Below are 26,431 nucleotides of genomic sequence, written 5' to 3' on the forward strand. Positions count from 1 at the left end.
GTGTACTACGTTCAACTGTGGAATTGCTGTTAATGAATAACCAGACTCAGCAGCATCACACCTGCCAGCCCTGATAGTGAGACCAGTGTTTCCATAATCGACCAGGTTTTTAGTGTATCGGCCATCGATAGCTGAAAGTATTCACGAAACAGCCAGAAACCAGTGTCGTTTACGTGCGAGAACATCATGCTTCCGGCACCGATGCTGAGCACCATTAAATTAGGTTCTACACCCGACGATTGTAATAAAGGGGTCACAAAACCCGCTGTGGTGATGCCCGAAACGGTCGAAGACCCAACGCACACCCGAATAATGGCGGCCATTGTCCAGGCCAGCAAATAAGGGTGCAGCGACGAATGCTGCATCAGATCGGCAATGGTCTGGCTCACGCCCCCATCAGTCAGCACCTGCTTAAGCGCGCCCGCACCACCAAAAATCAGGAACAGCATCGCGACTTCTTTGACTGATTCGGCCAGCAACGCCGTTACGTCGGCCATTGATTTACCTCGCCAGATACCAAGCGTAATACCTGCCACAAGCACCGAAATCAGCATACTGACAGTTGGTTCTCCCAGAGTTACCAGAATCTGTGCAAAAACCGATTCAGTTGCCAGGAACGGTGTCAGCAGGGTGCTCAATCCGATTAGCAGAATCGGCAATAGTACCGTAAAGAAACTTATACCAACGGATGGCATTTGTTCATCGGCCAGCTCAGCAGCCATAAATGCCTTGTTGGGTAGGGTAGTATAGCGTTTGAGAGTCGACCCAAACAAAGCTCCCGATATCAGAATAGCCGGAATCGATACCAGGATGCCGTAAAATAACGTAAGTCCAATATCGGCGTTAAATTGTTTGAGAATGGCCAGTGGAGCCGGATGTGGGGGCAAATACCCCTGCGTGACCGACAACGACGCCAGCATGGGCAAACCAATATATAAGGCAGGCAGTTTGTAGCGATAGGCCACCGTAATCACCAACGGCGACAGCAGCATAAAACCCACCGAGTAAAACAAGGGTAACCCCACAATAAACCCCGTGACCATAAAAGCCCATCGCGCATGGCGGGTTCCAACCAGCGCCATCATCGTTACGGCTATCTGTTGAGCAGCCCCACTTGTGGCCACTAGTTTCCCCAACATGGCCCCCAATGCAATAATACCCACAATAGAGCCAAGCGTACCGCCGATACCTTTCTGGATCGATTCCAGAATAGGCAGAGGTTGCATTCCCAGGGCCAGCCCAACCGCCATCGAAACAACCAGAAAAGCCAGAAAGGCGTGGATACGTATGTACGAAATGAGGGCAATCAGAACCAGAATGGCGAGCGTTGTAATGACTAGTGGCATAGCCCGAAAAGAAAGATAGCAACGGGATTTACTACCTGGTGGCTCCGGCAGATTTCGTACTACAAAAATCAGGGTAAATCTGGGCAGCCGGGTTCAGCCTGATTTTTACATAGCCTGCCATCATTTTTTCTGTACTTTCGCCAAACCGATGAAAAAGACACTCTATTTCCTCATCCTCACAGCGCTTTCCACCACGGCGTATGCACAGTACCAACCTCAACCAGCCGACCGGGTCGAACTCGTTAACCCGCTTGTCGGTACGGAATCCAAACCAAGTTTATCGAACGGCAATACATATCCGGCCATTGCCCTGCCCTGGGGCATGAACTTCTGGATGCCACAAACCGGAAAAATGGGCAACGGATGGGCTTATACCTACAACGCCGACCGGATTCGCGGCTTCAAACAAACGCACCAGCCTTCGCCCTGGATGAACGACTACGGCCAGTTTTCCATTATGCCAATGGCGGGAAAACTCCGAATCAATGAAGACGAGCGAGCCAGTTGGTACTCCCACAAATCGGAAGTAGCCAAGCCTTATTACTATAGTGTGTATCTGGCCGACCATGATGTCACGACCGAAATTACCCCCACCGAACGCGCAGCCAGCTTCCGTTTTACATTTCCCCAAAGCGATAGCTCATTTGTCGTAATCGATGCATTCGATAAGGGTTCATACATCAAACTGATTCCGAAAGAACAAAAGATTATCGGCTACACAACCCGTAACAGCGGTGGCGTACCGGCCAATTTCAAAAACTACTTTGTCATCTATTTCGACAAACCATTCGCGTCGGCTCAAACCTGGCACGACTCTACTTTTGCCAAAGATACGCTGGAGCTGACCGCCACTCATGCGGGAGCGGCCATTGGCTTTAAGACAAAAAAAGATGAACAGATTCATGCCCGCATCGCTTCTTCGTTCATCAGTTTCGACCAGGCCGAACGCAATCTGAAAGAAATTGGTAACGATTCGTTCGACAGGGTTCGGGAAAAAGCCAAAACAGCCTGGAACAACGAACTCGGCCGGATTCAGGTAGAAGGTGGCTCGCTGGCGCAGCAGCAAACGTTTTACTCCTGCCTATACCGTTCGTTACTGTTTCCCCGTAAATTTTACGAACTCGACGAACATCAGAACGTGGTTCATTACAGTCCCTACAATGGTCAGGTATTGCCAGGCTATATGTTTACTGATACTGGCTTCTGGGACACCTTCCGCTCCATGTTTCCGTTCCTCAATCTGATGTATCCATCGCTGAATACGCATATGCAGGAAGGGCTGGCCAATGCCTATAAAGAAGGTGGCTGGCTACCCGAATGGGCCAGTCCGGGGTTGCGCAATACAATGATTGGCTCCAACTCGGCATCGGTCATTGCCGACGCGTATCTAAAAGGCGGGCGAGGCTACGACATCAATGCCCTCTATGAAGCTATTCTGAAAAATTCCGAAAATGAAGGACCATTGGATGCCGTTGGTCGGCGGGGTGTTGCTTACTACAACAAACTGGGCTATGTTCCCTACGATGTACAGATCAACGAAAATGCAGCCCGCACGCTGGAATATGCCTACGACGATTTTGCCATTTATCAACTGGCAAAAGCCCTGAATCGCCCGCAGGCCGAAATCGATCGATTCGCCAAACGGTGCCAGAACTACCGTAATCTGTTCGATAAGCAAAGCGGACTGATGCGCGGCCGCAACCAGGACGGAACGTTTCAGAGCCCGTTCAATCCCTTCAAATGGGGCGATGCATTTACCGAAGGCAACAGTTGGCACTATACCTGGTCGGTTTTTCACGATATTGCCGGGCTGATCGACTTAATGGGTGGCCGGAAGAAGTTTGTCGAAAAACTGGACTCGGTCTTTACCATGCCGCCCGTTTTTGATGAAAGCTATTACCACTTTGTTATCCACGAAATCAGGGAAATGCAGATCGCCAACATGGGTCAGTATGCCCACGGCAATCAGCCTATTCAGCATATGATTTACCTCTATACGTATGCGGGCGAACCCTGGAAAGCTCAGTACTGGCTTCGCGAAGTAATGAACCGACTCTACCTGCCTACGCCCGATGGCTATTGTGGTGATGAAGATAACGGCCAAACATCGGCCTGGTATGTGTTTACGGCTATGGGCTTCTACCCGGTTTGTCCTGCCACCGATCAATATGTTGTTGGCGCACCGCTGTTCAAAAAAATCAGGGTAACCCTGGAAAACGGTAACCAGCTTATTATCAATGCGCCAGCCAACGACGATCAGAATCGGTATATCGGCTCAATGAAGCTAAATGGCCAACCCTATAGCAAAAACTGGCTAAGCCATCAGGAGTTGCAGAAAGGAGCGATTATTGATGTTGAGATGGTGAGCCGCCCCAACAAACACCGCGGCACCGATACCACTGATTTTCCTTATTCCTTTTCGAGCGAGAAGAAATAATCTTCCGGCAGCCGCCATCGATGGCGGCTGCACCATTCGAAATCGTAGTCTTACCCGGAAAAAACCAGTTATTCTACCTTCTAATAAATAAACATAAACAAAATGGCCATACATCTTTTCATTATTACTATAGATATTGTCCTGACAGCCGCACAATCATTTGTTCGTTTGTAGTTTCTGTTATATTTGGCCCGTCTAACCTTATCGTTTGTGAAACGACAGTCATCTCTAGTATCGGAAAGTGTCCTGATCGAAAAGCTTAACAAGCGCGATGAGCAGGCATTTCATTGGCTGTACGATCAATACTCGCCCGCTCTCTACGGTGTTGTTTTGCGCATTGTGCGTGACGAAGAACAAGCTCAGGATCTCGTTCAGGATATTTTCGTAAAAATCTGGAAAAATTTAGATGCTTACGATGCCAGCAAAGGCAGGTTGTTTACGTGGATGCTGAATGTAGCCAGAAACACGGCTATAGACGCCCTACGAGCCAGAAAAACGCAGCCTTCGCCATCCAATGCAATCCGAACCGACGAAGAGAACGTACATATTGTTGATCGCCAGCACAATACTGAACAACCCAATCCCGACCATATTGGGATCCAGGAGGTTGTAAGCCAATTACGTCCTGAACGCAGGCAGTTGATCGATCTGGTTTATTTTGGGGGCTATACCCACGAAGAAGCCGCTGAAGAATTAAATCTGCCCCTCGGAACGGTCAAGACCCGAATTCGTGCCGCGCTGCAGGAACTAAAACAATTATTCAAGTCATGAATGTAACGGAGTATATAGCGTCTGGCATCCTGGAATCTTACGTTATGGGCGCGGTCAGCGACCAGGAGCGACGTGAGATCGAATGCCTGTCGACTATTTACCCTGAGATTCAGCAGGAGTTAGATCAGCTCAGCCTCTCTATCGAGAATTATGCCCTACTCCACAGTGTTGAACCACCTGCTGAATTGAAGTCGCGGATTATGGCTCAAATTCCATTTGAGCAAACCACTGAGCCGGTGGTCAGACCAATGCCGGTCGATTTCAGTACGGATCGCCCCACGTTTAAGGTTACCTGGATTGCAGCCGCATCGGTTGGCTTGCTGATGTTCGTTTTCTCGTTTTTCCTGCTTTCCCGCCTACGGAGCAATCAGGAAATGGTAGCCCAGCTACAAACAGCCAACGAGTCGCTGGAAAAAGAAGTGAGCCAGTTAAAAGAATCGCAGAGCGCCAATGATCAATTACTGGCCCTATTGAAACAACCGGGTACCCGTACGTTTGAATTACGAGGGAATGAAAAAGCGCCCAATGGCGATATGTTTGTCTTCTGGAATTCCAAAACGCATGAAGTGGCTGTAGAAGTACGGTCGCTGCCAGCGCTTCCTGCCGATCAGCAATATCAGCTCTGGTCGCTGGTTGGCGGCAAACCCGTCGATGCCGGTGTTTTCGATGCCAACAGTACCAATCCGCTCCCTCAGCGATTGAACCGCTCAATCGACCGGGCCGAAGCATTTGCCGTAACCGTCGAAAAACGAGGAGGCAGTCCTACGCCAACTCTCTCCACATTGCTGGCGATAGCAAACGTCGATGCCTGAACGATAGCCCTTTTTTTCTTGTTTTTTTATACTGGACGGCTTTTCCAGCAACTCAGTGTCTGGAAAGCCGATTAGTCCGTGCAGAACGCAGAATTTTGGGCTCTTTGTCGGCCTACCGACAACCTGAGCCAGCAAGTAGCGTTAACGTTGTACGTTTTTCGTATAACCAGAACATATCGCTTATCAACTCATGAAAAACACCAGATTATTACGCCTGCCTGCCAGCCTAGTGTCGGGCTTATTGTTTCTCATTATCGCTACGGCTGGCCCATCGGGGCAGGTTTTGGCACAATCGTCGGCCACTGCCCGGAAGGTAGTAAAAACAGACGCCGAATGGAAGAAGGTTCTCACGCCAGATCAATATGCGGTTTTGCGCGAACACGGCACCGAACGTGCTTTTACCAGTCCGCTGAATAATATTCATGACCACGGCACCTTCTATTGTGCTGGCTGCCACAATCCACTTTTTTCATCGGCTACCAAATTTGATTCGGGTACCGGATGGCCGAGCTTCTATGCTCCCATTTCGAAAACTGCCGTTAAAGAAACCGTCGATAAGAGCTACGGAATGGTTCGCACCGAAGTACTTTGCAGCGTTTGCGGAGGGCACCTGGGCCACGTTTTTGACGATGGCCCCAAACCAACCGGTCTGCGTTACTGCATGAATGGAGTAGCCATGACATTTGAAAAGAAGTAAACCGGAACCGGAAAGATTTCAGTAGCTGCTGGGTTTATCCCGTAAAAAGCCAGATCGGGTGTTCGGTCTGGCTTTTTTATATATCACATCGGCCGAAAATCCGTTATATTTGAAGCCCGGTGAATGCGGTTACTAGCCGGGTAAAGTGATGAGTACCTCCGAGTACCACAATTTAATCCTATAACCGAAAACATACTGAATTAAGACGCATGAGTGAGTATAGGGAGCGATTCCGCGCCGTTCGTCACGCCTTTGGTGCGTTTCGACGACGAATGCGACAACGCCGGACAAAATTTGGCAACGTCAGACGCGGAGTTGGCCGACAAATATACCGGCAAACTGCACGAATTGCCGGTGAAGAGCGGGTTAGTTCCTGGGTTTCAACCTACCACGAATACCGCAACCGTTTCCGCTCGTTTATTCACCAGTATATCGATCCCGACTCCTGGTATTATCCTTATCTGAAATATGGTATAAAAGGCGGGCTTATAGCGGCACTGGCACTGGGTCTGTATGTTTTCATTATCAATTATAACTTTCTCTATCTGACCGGCGAAATGCCGAGTGTAGAAGAACTCAAAAACCCAAAACTCAACCAGTCGTCGGAGATTTATTCACAGGATGGGGTCATGATCGGGAAATTTTATGCCGAAAATCGAACCCCTATCAAATACGAAAATATTCCGAAACAACTGATCAATGCGCTGGTTGCCACGGAAGACGCTCGTTTTTATGAACATGGTGGTGTTGACCCTCGGGCCATTGCCCGAGCCTTGTTTAGTTTCGGACGCGAAGGCGGTGGCTCAACCATTACGCAACAGTTGGCAAAAAACCTGTTTAAGACCCGTCGGAAAAGCAATTCAGGTCTACTCACACGCATACCATTCATCCGAAAAGTAATTTATAAATCGAAAGAATGGCTGATGGCCCTAAAGCTGGAGCGCAATTTCTCGAAGCAGGAAATTATTACCTATTACTTTAATACGGTTGATTTTGGCAGCAACGCTTTTGGGCTGAAAACAGCCGCCCGAACGTTTTTCAACAAACTGCCCGACAGTCTGAATGTGCAGGAAGGAGCCGTTCTTGTCGGCTTGCAGAAAGCAACGACCAGCTATAACCCACTGAAACATCCGAAACGTTCGAAGGAGCGCCGGAACGTGGTGATAGCTCAGATGGCCAAATACAAGTATCTGACCAAAGCCCAGGCCGACTCGGTTAGCGCACTACCTCTAGTAACAGATTTCACCCCCGAAAACCCCTACTCGGGTCCCGCCAGCTACCTGAAAAATGCCGTTCAGGACTACGTCAAAAAGTGGGGAGAAGAAAACGGATATGACCTGTATACCGATGGCCTGCGTATCATAACCACCGTTGATTCCCGGATGCAGAAGTATGCCGAAGAAGCGACTGATGAGAAAATGAAGCAGTTGCAGCGAACGTTCGACAACCACTGGCGCGGCCGAAACCCCTGGACCGATGAAGATGGGAAAGAACTGCCGGGCTTTATCGACTCCGTTGCCAAACGAACGGAACGGTATAAAACGCTGAGCCGCCGGTTTATGCCACTCTATCCAGACTCGATCATGTACTACATGAAAAACGTGAAGTACAAAATGCGCGTGTTTAGCTGGAACAACAAACGGGGCTACGACTCAACCGAAATGACTCCATACGATTCCATTGCCTACTACAAGCATTTTCTGCAATCGGGTATGGTAGCAATGGACCCCCATACAGGCTACATACGGGCGTGGGTAGGTGGACTAGACTACGACTATTTCAAGTACGACCACGTAAAGCAGGGAAAACGGCAACCGGGGTCTACCTTTAAACCTTTTGTCTATACGGCTGCTATCGACGATTCGCTGGTTAATCTGAGCCCCTGCGATCGAATTGAAGACCGCCCGTTCCGCAAAGAATTTATCAATGCAAAAGGCGAAGAAGACGTTTGGGAACCCCGCAACTCTACGGGCTACTATACCTACTCTAACATGACTCTGCGCCGGGCGCTGGCTCGTTCGGTCAACTCAATTACGGCTCAGCTAACCGACCGGGTTACGCCTGAGCGGGTAGCCGAATACGCACACCGAATGGGCATTAAAAGCCGGTTATATGCGGTACCCTCCATTGGTCTGGGCTCTTCCGATGTTTCGCTTTATGAGTTGGTTGGTGCTTACTGTACGTTCATTAACGATGGCGAAGCCATTGAACCCATGATTGTTCAGCGCATTGAAGACCGCGACGGTAATGTTATCGAGACATTTACGTCCAAAACCAAACGAGCCATCAGCCCTGAGTCGGCGTTTCTGATGCGCTATATGCTTCAGGGCGGCCTTCAGGAATCGGGTGGTACATCGCAGAATTTGTGGTCGTTCGATCTGTTCAAGAATCATAACGAAATGGGTGGCAAAACTGGCACCACTTCCAACAATTCCGACGGCTGGTTTGTGGGAGTGTCCAATAAACTCGTAGTGGGGGCCTGGGTAGGTGGCGACGACCGCAGCATTCACTTCCGCTCTACCGACCTTGGCGAAGGAGCCAAAACCGCCCTGCCGTTGGTGGGGCGGTTTCTGGAAAAAGTCTATGCCGACCCTAAGTTCAAGAATTTGCAGGGGCCATTCCCGAAACCCACAGTGCCCATCACGAAGAATTATCTGAACTGTGGGCCATCTGACGATGAGCAAAATGTAGAAGAGTCGGATTCAACAGCGGCCGAAGCCGTAGAAGACTCAACGTTTATGCCGCTGGCTCCAATTCCGGCACCACCTCTTCCACCCGATACAACCAGAAATCCGGAACAATAGGATACGAAAAAAGGCCAGATCGTCTGGCCTTTTTTCGTATGTTTATTTACCCGTTGCCTGCTTAATAGCTGCTACTTCGGCCGGGTCAACAGGAGAGCCATCCTGTTTGAAGACCTCATGGAACCAAATAGCAGGTTCGCGTCCGTTCACATAGGGTTTCTGCCAGCTATCCCAGGGCAGGAATGTTTGCGTTTTACCAGCCACAAAGCCCCAGTTGATCATACCAACCTTTGCTTTTTTGGCAATGGGCAAGTGCGTTTGAAACTTGCTGTTTACCCCCCGCGCCATATATTCGGTACAGATAACCGGACGCCCGAACGACTCCAAAGCCGGAATCACTTTCTCCAGTTCGGCCGGGTTCGAATATTGGTGAAACGTAATTATGTCGGAGTTTTCGAACTGCACTTTTTCCATAGCCGTCCATTTAGCAGGATTCTTCCAGTCGTCGGGAGTACGGTATACCCAAACACCAGACGTAAGGGGTTGCGAGGCTCCAGCCTCCCGCGCCCACGCAAATACGTGCGGCAGCAGGTTTGTCACAATAGCCACTTTACTGGCAGGTTCGAGTTTTTTCTCATTCTTACCATAGCTATTGTCGTTGGTATTGTCGGGTTCATTCCAGACATCCCAGGCCAGAATTCGGTTATCGTCTCTAAAAGCACCTACCACACCTTTTACGTAGGCTTCCAGCCGTGGATACTGCGACACGTCGGTTAGCGCAGCTGCACCGGGGCTTTGTAGCCAACCCGAATTATGAATACCCGGCACCGGCTCATGCTGTTTGCCTAATTTCGGAAACGGGTCCCAGCACGAATCGAACAACACCAGCATGGGCCGAATTTTGTGTTTGGCACATATCGACAGAAACTGATCGAGCCGTTTTGTGAAACCCACCGGGTCTTGCCAGAGGAGGTCATGCAGAAATACACGCATGGTGTTCATCCCAATTCCTTCGGCCATTGCCAGTTCCTTATCGATCGTTGCCGGATCGAAACTATCGGCCTGAAACATTTCCAGTTCGTTGATTGCATTGGCAGGTGCATAGTTCGAACCAACCAGAAAAGGCTCCCTGGCGTACCAGTTATTGGCTTTTTCGGCCGACCAGTGCGGAACAACAGTCTGGCCAAATGTTAGGGTGCAGAGCAACGAACCCAGTAAAAACAAAAATCGCTTCATAATCGAAAACAGTAAGAGTTAGATCACAGTCATAAAAGAATCGCAAACCCAAATTTGGGTCACTGTCGGGTATTTTTTTTCGTTTGGCACCATACCATAAAAAATCAGCAAGCACCAACGTGCCTGCTGATCTGCGATTCGATGCGGCTTATTTCACCGTCGAGAACCGATATTCGGTTGTCTGGCTATAGGTCTGGCCCGGCCGTAGAATTGTGTTCGGATAGGTCGGGTGGTTTGGTGAATCAGGATAGTGTTGTGCTTCCATGGCAAACGCATCCTGATGGTTGATGGCCTTACCATACTTACCGATATCGGAACCCGTAAAGAAGTTACCACCGTAGAACTGTAGAGCCGGTTCGGTAGTCAGCACTTCCATTTTAATACCCGATTTGTCGCCAACCACTTCGGCCGCTTCGGTCAGTTCGCCAGCTTTAGGCTTATTCAACACCCAGTTGTGGTCGTAGCCACCAGCAAAGCCAAGCTGCTCATTTTTTTCATTGACCCGTGCGCCTATCGTTGTAGGCTTACGGAAATCGAACGGCGTACCATCTACCGGTACCGGTTCGCCCTGCGGAATAAGCCCTTTATCGACAGCCGAGAACTTATCGGCATTGATCATCACCACATGATTATTGACCGTACCACTTCCTTCGCCGTTTAGGTTAAAGAAACCGTGGCTGGTTGGGTTATAAGGCGTTGCTTTGTCGGTTGTAGCGGAATAAACCAGTTTCAGCGCATTATCGTCGGTCAGCGAAAAGGTCAGATGCGTGGTAACGGTACCCGGAAAGCCGCCTTCGCCATCTTTCGACACATAAGTCATTTCAACGGTTTTGTCATCAATCTGTTTCGCGTCCCAAACGTGGGTATGGAAACCGGTTGGGCCACTGTGCAGCGAGTTTCCATTGTTGTTCAGAGCAAGCGTATATTCTTTCCCATCGAGGGTAAATTTGCCTTTGGCAATGCGGTTTCCGAAACGACCGGCAACCGGACCGAAGAAGGCGGAACCTGGCTTTTGATAATCGGCTATGGTCAGGAAACCCGGAGCGACATCGGTCATTTTACCGTTTTTATCGGGTACCAGAATACCAACAATCCGGGCACCATAATCGGAAATCCCGACTTGCATGTAGTTATTTTTCAAAATATACAAGCTGGCTTTTTTGCCATCCGCATCACCTGCAAATGTGGCAGGATCGGGTAGTTTTGCGTCAATCATAGCGGTTGTATCGCCGGTTGCTACGGCAAGAGAATCGGTTGCGTTTTGTTCGTTTTTATTCGCGGTCGAGCAGCCATTCAGTACAAGCATAGCGGCAAGCATAGCGGGGAAAAATAGTTTTTGCATTGATTTAAAATTTGGGGTGATTAGATTAGTTCGATTTTCGGTTGCTCCACCTATGTGGCTAGATCCTTCCAGTGCAGCATAACCGAAAACTGAATACCATAAACTTATTTCTCTGCCGGAACTGGCATCGGTACGTTTGCAACAGGCTTGCCAAAATCAGGCGAACCATCGGCATTCCAGGTAAAAGGTTGAATATGCGGAGCCCGCCTGTTACCACAACCATCGGTAGCCGACGGATTTGCGTGATAAATCATCCAGTCCTGCGAACCATCGGCTGAACGAAAAAAACCACCGTGTCCGGGTGCCCACACACCATTTTCGGGAGCCTGAACAAACACAGGTTTTTTGCTTTTCGTCCAGTTTTTAGGATTCAGTATATCGCCTTTACCGTTGTAGGTTAATAAACCCAGGCAGTAGTCGAGCCAGCAGGCGTTAGCCGAATACACAATAAACAGCCTGTCGTTATGACGTAAGAATTCAGGGCCTTCGTTGACGTATATTTTTGGCACTTCACCATTTTTCTGCCACTCCTGCGGCACATCGCCATGCATTTCCCAGGCCTGATCGGGCTGCGAAATTTTAACCCGATCGCCGTCAAGGGTCCAGGGGTTTTTCAGTCGGGCAAGGTAAATGTCCTGCCGCCCGTTTTTTGGCCCTTCCCACCCCGACCAGGCAGCATATAATGTCCCCTTGTACTCAATAACCGACATATCGATGGCCCAATGGTCGCCTTTGTCGCCAATTTTTCCTTTCATCACCCACTCGCCCTGCATAGGATCGGGTGAGGTATTTTCAACTACCCAAACCCGATGCGAAAGGTTATTGAGTGAATCGGCAGAGAAATAAATATACCAGCGATTGTTAAACGAGTGAATTTCGGGAGCCCATAGTTCTTTCGAATATGGCTGACCAACAGGCGGTGTATAAACGATTTTACTCTCGGCCGTAGCCAGGTCGGCCATGTTTCGGGTTCGCCAGAGCGTGAGATTGCGGCCGGTTGTATTCATATAATAATACCAGCCATCTTTCTGCACTACCCACGGATCGGGTCCAGACGACTTTATAGGATTCGTAAATGTGCGCTGCGCCTGAGTCGCAAAACTGGTGCCCAGCAACAGAAGTGCAAAAAAGCAACTGGCTTTCCAGAAGTATATCAAATAAAAACAGTGTGTAGAAGCATAAAGCCCGTTACGCGCTTGAGCTGGATTCATAAATCGGGGTAAAGGTATTTAGTAGTTAAAGACTAAATTTGACAATTTTACCCCTATTAACGCACGATTGTAGCGAGCGACACTAAATTAACGGGGTCTATAACTGCTCAGAACTGCAATTACAGACCCCATACTGAATCATCGACCCAACCTTGATGGATGATTTTTATGACCCGGTGCTGCTCAGAAGTTTCAAATCAATAGTTGCCGACTATGCTAATAGATCTCTTATGGCTGTCAACGCTGTCGTGTAGCAGCTACGCTCCCGGCGCATTTTCACCGGAATGGCGTTCAATAAATTGTAGCTATTTCGCCGGGCACAGCCCGCATCTGAGATGTATGTGAGCCGTATTCTTTACAACCAATTATATAATTACCCCTCTCTTTTCACAATTTTCATCAAGGCACTCGCCATAAAAAACCAGCGAGTGCGATTCTACATGAAACTGGAGCGAATTACCCACATTGGTTTTAATCAACTGTAAGCGCGGATCACAAAATTCTTTTACGCTATGGCAGTTCAGACAGACCAGGTGGGCATGTTGTTGTCGACCAAGGGCTTTTTCATAACGGCTTTTGCTGTTATCATCTTCGCCAAAATGGTGTTTGATCACTAGCCCACAATCGACCAGTACTTCCAGTGTATTATAGACTGTAGCCCGACTTACCGGATACCCCTTCTGGTACATGGCCTGATAGAGATGATCGGCATCGAAATGGTCATTTCGCGAATAAACTTCATCCAGAATTGCGAATCGCTCGCCCGACCGGCGTAAACCTTTGGCCAGAAGCGACTCTTCGAGTTTGGCTCGAGCCGTGGCTAACTGTGAAACATGTTCCTGCATCAGTCATCATTTTTTCAGAAAGGAATTGATCATCGATCAATTCCTTTTCTCTTAACCTAAACTATGAGTTGTCTTTCTTTCAGCGATTCTTACCTGACTCATTTTAGCCTAATCATTAATTTAGACTAAGTTTAAACAAATTTAAATACGGATTAAATACGATCCAAGTTTCGGATCTGGAAGTTTAAAAATCTACGAAAAAGGCTTAAAGAACTATCGTTTTGTTTTCAACGCAGAGAGCGCGGAGTCGATCCGCGGTAAATAAAACCCTTCAATACTTACTTGGGTAAGCGCTTAGCATACCAGGTCATTTGTCCACGATGGTTAGCATAATGCTCCGTCACATGAAACCATTTACAGTAATTATTCCAGTTCCAATCCTTAGTTTCGCCTGAAAGCAGCCACGCATCATCGCGTTTCTTCATTTCCTGCTTTGTAACGGCTCTCACTTCATCAATGGCATCTTTGTAATAGCTTAGCGGATTGCCCTTGATTTCTTTTCTGGCCTCTTCCCCCAGTTCCATTGCTACGTTCCAGCGGCTTTTGTTAGCTGGCGAAAAATCCTCTAAACCATGAAATGTCATGTCCTGATAAATAACTTCGGTTGCGGCCACATGCAGCATCAAAGAGCCAATCGTATTTGAGTCAGGATCATGCAGGTAATCCAGTTGTTCAACTGTCAGTTTTTTGTTATATCGAATTACCGTATCGCTAACCCAATCTAGCATGGAGATAAGGGTTCCAATCTGCGGTGTAAATCCCGTCAGAGGACCAATATGATTGATATTTTCCTCAGAGGTTACAGGGTTAGCTATTCCAGCATGGGGCATTGTCATAGCGCCCATGCCCATAATTCCTATACCTAAACTACAGGCAAATTCCCGACGGTTAACTTTTTTAGCATCCATGATTTTCTGTTTCCCCTGCTTTAAACCAGCTTCCAGTTTTTTCTCGCCTACACGGGCCTGACATATACGAACTCCTTAGGCTATTTACGAATGTAATGGCGTTTAGACGTTGACCTGAATAGCCAAGTCATTAATGGTGAAGCAGCGGGTAAGCTACGTAGACCAAAATCAACATCAATAACTGATTAAAAAGCTGATCGGCCACTACCTACCGATAGCGTTGGCAAAACAGGTTCAGGTTCGCTAACGGGTTTGTCGGGAACCAGGCCGGGCGTTGTGCGTTTGCCGCCAAAGAGCCGGTTAAAGGAGCGTGTATAAAGGAAACTCAGCCCGCCCCCCGTTGTGATGGTGCTATTGACGCCATACTGCCCAAGAATACTCGTCTGATTCCGGTTATATACCTTCGCCCGAAACTTACCATCGGGTGTAATGAAATACTCCAGTGTCCATTCGCCGAGTAAACTAGCCGCATTGTACTGGCTCTGACCGTACGTAAATCCGCCATCGCGACTAATCCGCAACCGGTCATTAAGCAGCCGATACGAAAACCGCAGTTGCAGGTTGTTTAGCAGGTTTTCGTTTTGGGTATTGCTCGTAAATCCACCAATCGACACGCCAATATCGAGGTTTTCATTCAGGTTCGATGCCAGTCGGCTAATCTGATTCGAGATTAATTCACTAACGCTATTAGCTACCCCGGAGTTAACCTGCCCCTGGTCGAAAAGGTTGGTTCCTTCGGGCAGGAGCTGATTAAAAAGTAATACACTGCTCACTTGCCGGGTCAGTTCCTGATCGTTGCTCTGAATCCGTGATTTGAAGGCCGTAACGGCCTGTCGGAAGTCGGAAGACGCCGGATATTCTTTGATGTCCAGATCATAGCTGATTGTTGGCGAACCCAGATCGCCGTTTAGCTTAATTACCAGATCGACTGGATATCGGCGAGTCTGATCAGTGCTGGTACTCGATGTAGCCAGCAAGGGCGAAAGTGACGTGTATTGCGTATAGGCAGCCGTTACATCCAGCAACGCACCGTAGGGATCACCTGTCCAGGTAATGCGGCTATTGGGTCGAATCTGGAAACGTTTGTTAATAATATTCTGAAACGTGAAGGTGTATTCACCCTGCTGGATTTCATAGTTGCCCGTCATGGTAAAATCGCCTTTGGTATCGACTTTCATGGCCAGACGCCCCTGTCCATAGGCTTTGATAATATCGCCAGTCTGACGGTCGAACTGAATTTCGCAATAAGCATCGGGGGTAATGTCGAAGTTAAAGTCCATCTGAATCCGCGACAGATCGATGGCTGGTGCAGCGTCCGACTTGGCAACGGCTGTGGCCGTCTGGCTGGTCGGCATAGCGCCCCGGTTCACAAACCGTATCTGGTCGTCGGACGAAACCGTTGCGGCCCCATCCAGCGGAATATAGATCCGAGTGCCTTTATTACTGGCAACGTTAGCCCGAATAGTGAGATTATCGAGTGGGCCATAAAGTTCGGCCTTTCCCGTAACAACCGCCTGCCCGTAGAACAGGTCGTTGTCTTTAACGGTTGTATTTAGAATTTTAAAATTTTTCAGATCGGCATCGAACCCCAATGTAAAGTAGCGAAATCCGTCGTGATAAACACCCCCCCGAACCTGAGCCGTATTACCGTCGGGGTCACGCAGGGTTAGTTTTCGGGCAATGATTTCGTTTTCGCCAAAATAAATTTTGTCATCAAATGTAAAGTCGACCTTGAGGTAATCAAATCGGCCACGGCCACCCGTTATGGTTACGTCGCCATTTAGTATGGGCGCACCGGGTGTACCCGAAATAGCCACAACACCGGCTGCCGTTCCACCCAAATTCGAGAACAAATCCGTTGTGAAGGCTTCCAGTATATGCAGATCGGCATTATTGACATTTGCCTTCAACGCCAGGGGGTCGGTTTTCAATTCGGGTTTGTAAGTACCCGTAAGCGTCAGCACATCGGTTCCATTCCGGTTCAGATTAGCATTCACATTGAGTCGTTGCGTTGCCTGATCCCAGGCTGCCCGGCCGTGCAGATTTCCTACCAGCGCTTTTTCGTAGGAGAGTGTATCAACCGTAAATTCGCTTTCGATAATGGGGGTTGCATATACGTCGCGTATGGTTGCGGTCCCATTGAGCGTTCCGCCCAACTTTGTGCGTAACAAAGGATTCAACGACCGGAGCAGAAAATTCTGCGCTTGCAGATTCATCCGCTGAACTGAATCGGCCGATAATTTACCCGACACCCGAATCAATTGATCCAGGTTTTCGACCGACAGATTCTGAACAGTATACTCATCACCCACTTTCCGAATCAGGCTGGCCGGGTTAAGCGTCCAGTCACCATCCAGCACCCGCACCTTCGATCGGTTAAACGTCAGATCGACGGCATCGCCCTTGAACCGCATCGTACCGTTCAACTCGGCCCGATTTGTGCTGCCTACCTGTTCAATACTGCTGGTAAAGTTGATGTGATCGACATCCCACGATGCTTCGGCCTGCCAATTACGGGTTGGCAATAACGAACTTAACGTCTGCCGCTGTGAGGTCAGAATGGCCGACGCCAAAACGTCGCCGTCGTAGGTAAATTTCGATGTTGTCAGGTCCAGATCGCTGGGGCCAAAACCCAGCTTCCCGAATCGCAAGGAGTCGGTTTTAACGGTGGCAGTCAGGAAGGCAGTATTATCTTCCGTAAATCGGCCTTCCAGCCGCGAAGCCGGAGCTATATAAATCCTGGGATTCAGGAAAGCGATTAATGGATCAATATCTTTGGCAATAAACTGATAATCGATAGTATATCGCTCAAAAAGAACATTTTTTCGCTTACTGAGCTGTTGTTTTCTCTGCTCATAATAGGCTTTCATACCAGCCGCATCACCCGCAAAATGCATCTGGTATTCGCGCACCAGCCGGGTCAGGTCATCAATCGTTTGCTGAGGCTGAAAGTTACCCTGAAGGCGTGTCGTCAGAAAATCCGAATTAAGGTCAAAATAACGTTGCGTGCCAATTGAGTCGCGCCGTTCAATAGACGACAGCAGGGTCAGCGTACCGATGTTCAGGTTACGTTTATTCAGGCTAACCTCACTATTATAAAAACTGGCATTACCCACAATATCATCGAGCGTATTACCCTCCAGCTTCAGATCCAGATCGGTTTTAACAACCAGCGAATCAGACAAATAGCCCATGGCCCGCAAATCGGCGTGTCGAACAACTCCTTGTATGTCGTATCGGTTTCGTGGCTTCCGCAAATTAAACTCACCCGACAGCGAAAAATTCAGGTTAGGGTCGCTCAGATCCAACTGCCCCTGAAAAAATGCCTTCTGTAAATTTCCACGGGCCGCTACGTTCCGATAATCGTAGCCCTGCCAGCCAAAACGGCTCAACCGGCTATCGATGTCAATACTGGCTCGTTCGATATCAGTGCCATGACCAACTATTTTTCCTTCGCCATCCAGCTTACCAAATTGGGCTGGCTGGTCAATTAGTTGCCCGATCTCCAGATTTTCACTCCGCAGGTTAGCCGTATAGGTTGTCTGGTCGGAGTTATCGGCCAGCTTCAAGGCCAAATCACCTATTACGGTGCCGATGCTGGTCCGAAATTCGCCCTTTGCCTTAAAATTATCGAATGCGCCTACAAATGTGGTTTTGAAGGCCACCGTACCCAATTTTTGAATCGTATGATTAAATGCGGTATCGGGATAATACTGCCGAATATCGGCCATATTCACCTCCGACGGTGTAAAGTCGAAATCAACAGTTGTACGGTCAATATCGGGCAATCCTTTCCAGGCTATTGTTCCCGCCAACCGGCTACGGGCTCCAGCCCCAAATCGAAGATCCGTACGACTCAATCGAAAGTCATTGACTGTACCCGTAAATACACCCGTCAGAAACCAGGTTTCGTTCAGTTCGCGCAGGTATTCGGAAAAGTAGCCTAAATCGTTCGACTTCACTTCACTATCGCGGAAGTTTGCATGCATCAGCACACGGCTGTTGAAATCACCAAATGCCGATGGTTTGTCGTATAGAAATGTGATATTGTTCCTAATAATCGAGTTGCCGATATGCGCATCGAGCTTCGCCAGCTCCATTTTTGTATTACAGTACAAAAACTGTGTATCGAGCTTTCGTATTTTAATTTTCGAGTCCCGATCAAAGCCCGATAAGCCCTTAAGGTCAAGGGCAATGGTATCGCCAAGCACCAGAAAATTGCTAACTTCGGCGGTCAGGTTTTTCAGGGTAAAATGGTTGTAATCGAAGCGGTTACGATCGTGCATGAAGGGCTCACGCGGGTCTTCGAGCGTGTAAGCTCCTTCAACCAGGTGGATGTGGCTAACCGTAAACGGAACGTTCTGATCAGGAATACTGGGCTTTGTTGGATCGGATGTCAGTTCTTCGATACGGGCAATAAATTCATCGAGATTCGTATCGCCCGTTTTCGGATTTTTGATCATCCGTACATCTGGGCGATATAGCACTATTTCGTCCAGATGAATAGTATGTGCTGATGAATCGATAAGATTTTGCAGATCGTAATCGGCATCGAGCCGTCCAACCTGAATCATTGGACGCCCTTCGCGATCGCGAATACGAATTCCGGTCAACGTAACCGAATCGAACCATTTAATTGAAACACCCTGAATATCAACCGGAAACTGGAGTTTATCGGATAAGCGCGTGGCCAATTCGCTCACCACCCGAGTCTGTACAGCCGGTATTTGCAGCCCCAGCACAATGCCTAGCAGCAAGCCCGTTACCGTTAGTAGCAGGTAGAGCAGTGTTTTAAGGAATATGGCGAAGAATTGACGCATTCGGGCCAGAAATGCCTAATATACAATGATTAACAGAAAAACCGTTACCGTTTAGACTTGTTATTAAAGATTCGTCATTTATTATTTCCAGTAATGACGAATGACTTATGCACCAATGACATTCATACTATGTTCATCAGACAACTACCAGAGGGAACGGTTTAGTATCAACTTCCATTATATATTCTACAACAATCATTATCTATTAGTTTTGTACGGTGAATATTTTAGCCATTGAATCTTCCTGCGACGAGACATCGGCTGCCGTTTTAGCTGACGGTCAGCTCAAATCCAATATCATTGCTACGCAGTTGGTTCATGAACAGTATGGCGGAGTAGTGCCTGAGCTGGCCTCCCGCGCCCATCAACAGCATATTTTACCGGTTGTGGCCCGAGCGTTAGCCGACGCAAATATAGCCAAAACCGACCTGTCGGCCATTGCTTTTACGCGTGGTCCGGGTTTACTGGGTTCATTGCTGGTTGGCGCTTCGTTTGCTAAAGCACTGGCGCTGGGCCTGAACATCCCGCTAATTGAGGTCAATCATATGCAGGCTCACATTCTGGCTCACTTCATCGATGACCAGGAGGGTGCATCTCCGAAACCCAAACCCAGCTTTCCGTTTCTGTGTCTGACCGTGAGCGGAGGGCATACGCAACTGGTTCAGATCAACAGTCCACTCGACATGGAGGTTATCGGCCAAACTCAGGACGACGCGGTTGGCGAAGCGTTCGATAAATCGGCAAAGTTGCTCAATCTGCCATATCCGGGCGGACCACTGATCGACAACTATGCCAGAACGGGCAATCCGCTGGCCTATAAATTCCCTATGGGCGAAATGCCGGGTCTGGATTTTTCATTTAGTGGTATTAAAACAGCCATTTTATATTTTCTCCGCGACAATGTTCGAGCGAATCCCGACTTTATTACGCAAAATCTACCCGATATTTGCGCCAGCATCCAGCATACGCTGGTGCAAATGCTGCTCACAAAACTAAAGCGGGCTGCTCGCGAAACTGGTATTCGCGATATTGCTATTGCGGGTGGCGTATCGGCAAACAGTGGGCTTCGATCAGCATTGACCCAACTGGGCACCGAGCAAAACTGGACTATCTATATTCCTCGTTTTGAGTACTGTACCGACAACGCAGCCATGATTGCGATGGCTGCTCATTTTAAATACATACAGGGTGATTTTACTGATCAAACTGTTAGCCCATTGCCCAGAATGAGTTTTTAACCATTTATGATTTACGGTATTCGGTTTACGGTTGCGTTGCGCGAGAAGGATGTTTGCTCTTATGCGAAGCAACCGTAAACCGAATACTATTCCCCACCAGCCATGATAACCATATCGGAACTCCATATTTATCCCATCAAATCGCTCGGTGGTATTTCGGTAACAGAAGCGGTTGTTGAAGCCAAAGGATTGCGTTTCGACCGCCGTTTTATGCTTGTTTCGCCCGATGGTCAGTTTATTACCCAGCGGGCAAATCAACAGATGGCGCTGATTGATGTGGCCATTGAGGGTACTCAACTACGGGTATGGCACCGCAACCAGCCCGATAATGTACTGGAACTGCCGTTACTCCCAGCCGATCGACCCCACGATCAGGAAACAATGCAGGTTAGCATCTGGGATAGTCATAACGTTCCGGCCGTTACCGTTGGCGAACATGCCGACCAATGGTTTTCCAATGCGCTTGGCCAATTGTGCCGGTTGGTGTTCATGCCCGAAAGCACGCACCGCACTGTCGATCCCAGGTATGCCCGCCAGCACGATGCGGTTAGCTTTGCCGATGGCTATCCCTATCTGCTGATTGGCGAATCGTCGCTCGACGAACTGAATCGCCGGTTGCCGTCCAGTCACGAGCATCCGGCTCAACCGCTCAGTATGATTCGGTTTCGCCCCAATATCGTCGTTAAGGGCAGCGATCCGTATGATGAAGATACCTGGGCGCATTTTCGCATCAACGATATTGATTTTTATGGTGTTAAACCCTGTGCTCGTTGTGTATTAACAACAATTGATCCGGCAACGGGCCACAAAGGCAAAGAGCCCCTCCGAACACTGGCCACCTATCGGCACTGGAACAATAAAATTTTATTTGGCCAGAATGTACTGGCCGAAGCAATGACGGCGGGCACGCTGGGAGCTCTACGGATTGGGCAAACGGTTGAGATACTGCACCGTCAGGAGCCGTGGCTGGCACCGCCCGTATCCGTTTTCTGAAATCGTATTGACTCCTGAAACCTACAAAGACTTTCGGAGTTTATGGCTATTAGTTACCTGTAAATAGAGTCCTTTGCTTACACCTTTACGCAACGCTTATTACCTGAGCCTACCAGTCGTATTCGGAGCCGTGTTGTCGAATCGTATGGCCGCCCGCTTATCCGACGTATCGCCAGTCCATTGGGCCACACCTATTGTACTGGCGTTGGTTGTATTTATTATTTATACGGTCGATCGACTGCTCGACATTCGTAAATCGGGCTTTTCGGCAACAGCCCGGCACAACTTTCACCATCGGTATGCTCCCCTGCTCTGGCGTGCAGTAGTGGGCGCTTCCCTTTTAGCCCTCGTCCTGACGTTCTTTCTGCCGGGTAGCGTTATCAGATTTGGCATCGTTCTGGGAGGTTTTTGTGCGGCCTATATAGGTGCCGTATTTCGGCTTCCGGCCCGGCACCCGGCATTGCTCCTGAAAGAACCGTTGGTAGCTGTTCTTTATTCGGTTGGTGTGTGGGGCAGTGTGTGGGTTCAGCGGCCAAAGCTTAGTGGGGTTGAATTTGTCGAGTTCCTGATGTTTTTGGGTATTGCATTTCAGAACCTACTGCTATTTGCCGTTATGGAAGATCAGGAATTTCCGAATCAGCCCGACTTTTCGCTGGCGACCGTCTGGGGAGCCGATCGAAGCGATACACTATTGCGCTGGCTGACCTTTCTGATTATTGCGACAGGGTTAGGGCTTTGCTTTTTTACTGTCGATCGTTTTGCACAACGATCGGCCATCATGCTGGCCATTATGAGCTTAACCTTATACGGCATCCAGCGCTATCCGGCTTATTTTCTTAACCATGAACGCTACCGTTGGCTGGGCGATGCCGTATTCTGGTTTCCAGCGCTGGTGCTCTAAGCAGCTATAGTAGGGTTATGCAGTATTGATTCGAGTCAATCTGGCTGAAGCAACTCCTCCGAATTCTGCCCGATATTTGTCTTATGAAAATCGATCATATAGCCCTTTGGGTTCGCGACCTGGAACAGCTACGGCAGTTTTACGAAACCTATTTCAATGCCGTTGCCAATGCTAAATACATCAATGACAAAACGGGCTTTTCGTCCTATTTTCTAACGTTTCCAGACGGAGGTTCCCGGCTCGAACTAATGCAGATGACCGGTATCCCAGACTCCCAAAACGATCCCTTTGCTCAGTTTTCGGGGCTAATCCATTTTGCCATTTCGGTTGGCAGCGAAACCACAGTCGATCATCTGACCCAACAACTGCGTGCCGATGGCTATACCATCGTGGGCGAACCACGGAGAACGGGTGATGGCTATTACGAAAGTGTAGTGCTCGACCCAGAGCTAAACAGAATCGAAATAACCAGCTAGGGAATCAGAACCGACGAATAGAATCCTTTAGCTATTTTTTTGTCTTTCAGAACCATTTCGTCGGGCTTCCCTTCTCTGGTTTTCACCCGATGCATCAGAATTTCCAGCAGAATATCGGTCATGTATTCGCGTTTATTGAATACAATGTCATGGCGGTTTTCGGGCAAAAGAAATTGTTTTACACGAGCATTGATCAAATGGTGCTGAGCAAATGACACATTGGTTGGATAGACCAGTTCGTCGCGCTGACCGTGCAACATAGTAATGTTAGCCTTGATTTTGGGCCAATCAGGCAAAATAGCTTCCAAAGCTTTACGGTGTGCCAGTTTTTCGTCGTTTGCCAGGCGAAGCAGTGGCGGTATTCCCCACCGCAACAGGGGCGTATCGACCCAGTGACTAATGGGATATGTTCGTTCCAGACCAGGCCCTAATGCCGACGACACAAACACGACATGATTGACGGCATCTGGATTGTTCATAGCCAACCGAGCCGATACAGAGCCGCCATATGAGGAGCCAACAACCATCAGATAGGGGGCATCTTTATAGCGGTCGATCAAAGGTTGCAAGAGCTTAGCTTGTTTTACAATAGATGTTTCAACCCGCCCAAAATCGGAATAACCATAGCCCGGTCGGTCTACAGCCACCAATTGGGCCCGGTTCAGCAGGCTGGTATCTTTAAAGAATTCATTAAAAAACGAAAGTGAACTAGGTGCTCCGTGCACAAACAACACAACAGGCAATGCCGAATCGCCGGGCAGAGCCGGTGTTTCCATAAAGCGGATTGTACGCATGGACTCATGCCCCAGCTTTACCTGGTAATAGTGTACTTTAGGCTGTATTCGTTGGCCGCGAAACTCTGCGATCAATTCCTCATCCGTCTGTCTAAAATCAATAAACCAGGCAACAACTAATGTACCAGAAGCCAAAACCAGAATTGTAAGCAAACTCCAGCGAAGAACAAGCAAAAACCGTTTCATATGCAGTGTCGTGTGATTGTATAACTGCAAATCGGCGGCCAAAGGTTTACGAAGCGCCCGAAAGCTTTCTAAACGGCAAACATTATTAAGATTGAACTGCCTTGTTTGGCAGAAAAAACAGCAAAACGTTATGAAAGAGAAAGCCGACGTTCCTGCTCAACTTAGCGAAATTGATCTGGATCAACCTGCTTCGGATACCCCTGGCGATTCGGCAACACTTCAGGAAACCCGTATTGCTCTTGGTGAGAAAGGCGCGCCAAAAAAGACAACAGAAGAAACGAATACGGCCCAAAAATAGGGAGCCGTGTCATGCGCCTGCGGGACATTTATTTCACTTCATTTTCTACCGCCAGAAAATGGGTTAACTCACCATTATTATCGTAGAGGGGGTCGATTTGTAGCCGACACAGATAAGATTCTCCGCCCTTGCGGTAATTTAATAGATCGGCTTTTACCGGATTAGCCCGCCGAAGCGACTCCCGAACGCGTAATAATGTTGCGGGATCGGTATCTGGTCCCTGTAGCATCCGTGGCGTTTGTCCGATGGCTTCTTTATGCGAATAGCCCGTCATAGTCAGAAAATTCCGACTGGTCCATAAAATAGTTTTCGACAGATCGGTCAGTATCAGCGTTGAGCCAGCCAGCAATTTCTTCACATAGGCATTACGCTGCCGCCGGGACATATTCCAGTCAAAAATCTCGCCTAGTTGTCGAAACAGGTCTGCCTCTTTACGGCTGGCTCGTTGCTGCGCCTGAGCCAACATAAAGATCTCAAAACAGGCAACAGGATATGATCGATTTCCTTCCTGCCGAGACCGACTATAGACCTTGTTCACGAGTTCTGCATAGGATTCGGATGTAAGCATAACATCGGAGAGGAAAGGGTTTTCATAGGAAAGATAGCAGGTAGCACTAGCAAAACCTAATTAAAGTAGCGTCAATAGGGCAGAGGTAAAGTCCATCGAAAAAAAAATTTCAATAGGAATAGGCTGATAGCCAATGGCTCTACCCTCTAACCAGTCAAAAGACATTATTTTTTTTACATCTCCTCTTGCGTGTAACACAGAAAGCGCCTACTTTTGTGCCACGATTTAGGAAAACGACTGGCAACAGTCTCCAAGATCAGAAATGGTTCGGTAGTTCAGTTGGTTAGAATACCTGCCTGTCACGCAGGGGGTCGCGGGTTCGAGCCCCGTCCGGACCGCCAACAAAAAAAGCACTTATCAGTAATGGTAAGTGCTTTTTTTTGTTATTAGGTACACCATTGTAAGGGGGATCAAGGACAAATTTTACGCGTTCCCCAATCCTATTAATGGTAGTATCTATCTCCACAACAGGGTCCAGTATAGGCAACATTATTATATCGGCTTAACCGTTTTACCGATGAGCCATGCCAGCGTAGCGAAAAGCCTATTATTATTGCATAGTCCGACCGACATTGCACAAACAATTCATCTATAAAAAATGAACAGTCCAATTCTCATCTTTCTTACGGGCGTTTCACTAACGCTCACCGCCTGTGGTCAGAGTACATCCAGTAACTCGGCCTCCGTGGAAACAAAAGACCCTAATTCGAACTACAAACCAGCCTTTGCAGGACAAACCAGAGTAGCCGCTGTCAAAACATCGACCAACTACGAAGGCAAGGTTCTGACAGAAACGCTGAAAAGTCCGTGGGGTATTACGAGCCTGCCCGACGGTCGGTTACTTATTACCGAAAAAGAAGGAACCATGCGTATTGCAACCCCAGCCGGAAAGGTTAGCGATCCCATTACCGGAATTCCTAAAGTAAATCCGTCGGGGCAGGGAGGGCTGTTAGGTATTCGCGTCGATCCGGCGTTCGAAACAAACCGGATGGTATACTGGGTGTTTTCGGAGCCAGGTTCGACGGGTAATGTTACCGCTGTTGCGAAAGGGAAGTTATCGGCCGACGAAAAAAAGATTGAAGGCGCTACGGTCATTTACCGGGCAACACCAGCCTATAATGGCAATCTGCATTATGGCGGCCGTATTCTGATTGATAAAGGTGGAAATCTGATCATCAGCACCGGCGAACGGTCAGACAAAGTGACCCGCCCGCAAGCGCAATCGCTCAATTCTGGACTTGGAAAGGTGATTCGGATCACTAAAGATGGGCAACCTGCTCCGGGCAATCCGTTTGCCAGCCAGGCAGGCACTCGCCCCGAGTTGTATTCATACGGACATCGGAATGTGCAGAGCCTGGCCTTCGATCCGGTATCGGGCGATTTGTGGGAAGGTGAGTTTGGGCCCAGAGGTGGCGACGAGATCAACCACATCGAACCCGGTAAAAATTATGGCTGGCCAACCATTACGTATGGCATTGAATACAGTGGCGAAAAAGTGGGGGAAGGCATTCAGCAAAAAGCCGGTCTTGAACAACCGGTTTATTATTGGGACCCATCGGTTTCGCCCAGCGGTATGACCTTCTATAGCAGCAATCGAATTCCTGAATGGAAGAACAATCTCTTTGTTGGCACGCTGAGTGGAATGCACATTGCTCGGCTTGTGATCAAAGACAACAAAGTGGTGGGCGAAGAGCGCCTGTTAGGCAACGAATACCAACGCTTTCGGGATATAACTCAGGGCAACGACGGTGCCTTGTATGCCATTACCGATCAGGGTAGACTTTATCGAATCGATAAGAAATAATACT

General features: G+C 48.5%; 20 protein-coding genes and 1 tRNA gene. 12 read left to right on the forward strand and 9 right to left on the reverse strand.

The window, feature by feature from the left end; translation table 11 throughout:
- Positions 1-29: 29 nt before the first annotated feature.
- Complete coding sequence (locus WBJ53_RS25370; RefSeq protein WP_338871426.1) at positions 30-1,346, reverse strand: gluconate:H+ symporter; 1,317 nt, start codon at positions 1,344-1,346, stop codon at positions 30-32.
- A gap of 148 nt (positions 1,347-1,494) precedes the next feature.
- On the opposite strand from WBJ53_RS25370, the gene WBJ53_RS25375 reads away from it, so the two are divergent.
- From WBJ53_RS25375 to WBJ53_RS25395, 5 genes are all read left to right on the forward strand, one after another.
- A complete protein-coding gene (locus WBJ53_RS25375; RefSeq protein WP_338871428.1) occupies positions 1,495-3,783 on the forward strand; it encodes a GH92 family glycosyl hydrolase in 2,289 nt (762 codons plus the stop codon).
- A gap of 210 nt (positions 3,784-3,993) precedes the next feature.
- Complete coding sequence (locus WBJ53_RS25380; RefSeq protein WP_338871430.1) at positions 3,994-4,554, forward strand: sigma-70 family RNA polymerase sigma factor; 561 nt, start codon at positions 3,994-3,996, stop codon at positions 4,552-4,554.
- The gene (locus WBJ53_RS25385; protein WP_338871432.1) at positions 4,551-5,366 is read left to right on the forward strand and encodes an anti-sigma factor; all 816 of its coding nucleotides are present in this window, start codon (positions 4,551-4,553) and stop codon (positions 5,364-5,366) included. Before WBJ53_RS25380 ends, WBJ53_RS25385 begins: the two co-directional genes overlap by 4 nt.
- Positions 5,367-5,556: 190 nt before the next feature.
- Positions 5,557-6,063 carry a peptide-methionine (R)-S-oxide reductase MsrB gene (msrB, locus tag WBJ53_RS25390; RefSeq protein ID WP_338871434.1) on the forward strand — a complete coding sequence of 169 codons (507 nt, stop codon included), beginning with the start codon at positions 5,557-5,559 and terminating at the stop codon, positions 6,061-6,063.
- A 209-nt stretch (positions 6,064-6,272) separates the two neighbouring features.
- Positions 6,273-8,867, forward strand: a complete 2,595-nt coding sequence (locus WBJ53_RS25395; RefSeq protein WP_338871436.1) for a transglycosylase domain-containing protein — start codon at positions 6,273-6,275, stop codon at positions 8,865-8,867.
- A gap of 42 nt (positions 8,868-8,909) precedes the next feature.
- On the opposite strand, the gene WBJ53_RS25400 is transcribed toward WBJ53_RS25395, so the two are convergent.
- The 6 genes from WBJ53_RS25400 to WBJ53_RS25425 all read right to left on the reverse strand — a co-directional run bounded on the left by WBJ53_RS25400 (position 8,910) and on the right by WBJ53_RS25425 (position 19,169).
- Complete coding sequence (locus WBJ53_RS25400; RefSeq protein ID WP_338871438.1) at positions 8,910-10,043, reverse strand: cellulase family glycosylhydrolase; 1,134 nt, start codon at positions 10,041-10,043, stop codon at positions 8,910-8,912.
- A gap of 148 nt (positions 10,044-10,191) precedes the next feature.
- The gene (locus WBJ53_RS25405) at positions 10,192-11,385 is read right to left on the reverse strand and encodes an aldose epimerase family protein (protein ID WP_338871440.1); all 1,194 of its coding nucleotides are present in this window, start codon (positions 11,383-11,385) and stop codon (positions 10,192-10,194) included.
- 104 nt (positions 11,386-11,489) lie between these two features.
- Positions 11,490-12,596 carry a glycoside hydrolase family 43 protein gene (locus WBJ53_RS25410; RefSeq protein ID WP_338871442.1) on the reverse strand — a complete coding sequence of 369 codons (1,107 nt, stop codon included), beginning with the start codon at positions 12,594-12,596 and terminating at the stop codon, positions 11,490-11,492.
- A 365-nt stretch (positions 12,597-12,961) separates the two neighbouring features.
- Positions 12,962-13,441, reverse strand: coding sequence for a transcriptional repressor (locus WBJ53_RS25415; RefSeq protein ID WP_338871444.1), 480 nt, complete (start codon positions 13,439-13,441; stop codon positions 12,962-12,964).
- Positions 13,442-13,719: 278 nt separating this feature from the next.
- Positions 13,720-14,349, reverse strand: coding sequence for a DUF664 domain-containing protein (locus tag WBJ53_RS25420; RefSeq protein ID WP_338871446.1), 630 nt, complete (start codon positions 14,347-14,349; stop codon positions 13,720-13,722).
- 185 nt (positions 14,350-14,534) lie between these two features.
- Positions 14,535-19,169 carry a translocation/assembly module TamB domain-containing protein gene (locus WBJ53_RS25425; protein WP_338871448.1) on the reverse strand — a complete coding sequence of 1,545 codons (4,635 nt, stop codon included), beginning with the start codon at positions 19,167-19,169 and terminating at the stop codon, positions 14,535-14,537.
- Positions 19,170-19,387: 218 nt separating this feature from the next.
- Between WBJ53_RS25425 and tsaD the strand changes: the two genes are divergently transcribed.
- The 4 genes from tsaD (at position 19,388) to WBJ53_RS25445 (ending at position 22,777) form a co-directional block, all read left to right on the forward strand.
- A complete protein-coding gene (tsaD, locus tag WBJ53_RS25430) occupies positions 19,388-20,407 on the forward strand; it encodes a tRNA (adenosine(37)-N6)-threonylcarbamoyltransferase complex transferase subunit TsaD (protein ID WP_338871450.1) in 1,020 nt (339 codons plus the stop codon).
- Positions 20,408-20,509: 102 nt separating this feature from the next.
- Positions 20,510-21,400 carry an MOSC N-terminal beta barrel domain-containing protein gene (locus tag WBJ53_RS25435; RefSeq protein ID WP_338871452.1) on the forward strand — a complete coding sequence of 297 codons (891 nt, stop codon included), beginning with the start codon at positions 20,510-20,512 and terminating at the stop codon, positions 21,398-21,400.
- A 73-nt stretch (positions 21,401-21,473) separates the two neighbouring features.
- Positions 21,474-22,301 (forward strand): hypothetical protein, encoded by an 828-nt coding sequence (locus tag WBJ53_RS25440; RefSeq protein ID WP_338871454.1) that lies wholly within the window; start codon positions 21,474-21,476, stop codon positions 22,299-22,301.
- 83 nt (positions 22,302-22,384) lie between these two features.
- Positions 22,385-22,777 (forward strand): VOC family protein, encoded by a 393-nt coding sequence (locus WBJ53_RS25445; protein WP_338871456.1) that lies wholly within the window; start codon positions 22,385-22,387, stop codon positions 22,775-22,777.
- Here WBJ53_RS25445 and WBJ53_RS25450 read toward each other — a convergent pair.
- Complete coding sequence (locus tag WBJ53_RS25450) at positions 22,774-23,757, reverse strand: alpha/beta hydrolase (protein ID WP_338871458.1); 984 nt, start codon at positions 23,755-23,757, stop codon at positions 22,774-22,776. The two genes, WBJ53_RS25445 and WBJ53_RS25450, sit on opposite strands and share 4 nt — an antisense overlap.
- A gap of 130 nt (positions 23,758-23,887) precedes the next feature.
- On the opposite strand from WBJ53_RS25450, the gene WBJ53_RS25455 reads away from it, so the two are divergent.
- Complete coding sequence (locus tag WBJ53_RS25455; RefSeq protein ID WP_338871460.1) at positions 23,888-24,055, forward strand: hypothetical protein; 168 nt, start codon at positions 23,888-23,890, stop codon at positions 24,053-24,055.
- Between the two features lie 28 nt (positions 24,056-24,083).
- On the opposite strand, the gene WBJ53_RS25460 is transcribed toward WBJ53_RS25455, so the two are convergent.
- Complete coding sequence (locus WBJ53_RS25460) at positions 24,084-24,623, reverse strand: PAS domain-containing protein (RefSeq protein ID WP_338871462.1); 540 nt, start codon at positions 24,621-24,623, stop codon at positions 24,084-24,086.
- A gap of 264 nt (positions 24,624-24,887) precedes the next feature.
- On the opposite strand from WBJ53_RS25460, the gene WBJ53_RS25465 reads away from it, so the two are divergent.
- Positions 24,888-24,964, forward strand: a tRNA-Asp gene (locus WBJ53_RS25465).
- 257 nt (positions 24,965-25,221) lie between these two features.
- Complete coding sequence (locus WBJ53_RS25470) at positions 25,222-26,427, forward strand: PQQ-dependent sugar dehydrogenase (RefSeq protein ID WP_338871464.1); 1,206 nt, start codon at positions 25,222-25,224, stop codon at positions 26,425-26,427.
- Positions 26,428-26,431: the final 4 nt, after the last annotated feature.

Origin of the sequence: Spirosoma sp. SC4-14 (assembly GCF_037201965.1) — a bacterium.
Taxonomy (GTDB): domain Bacteria; phylum Bacteroidota; class Bacteroidia; order Cytophagales; family Spirosomataceae; genus Spirosoma.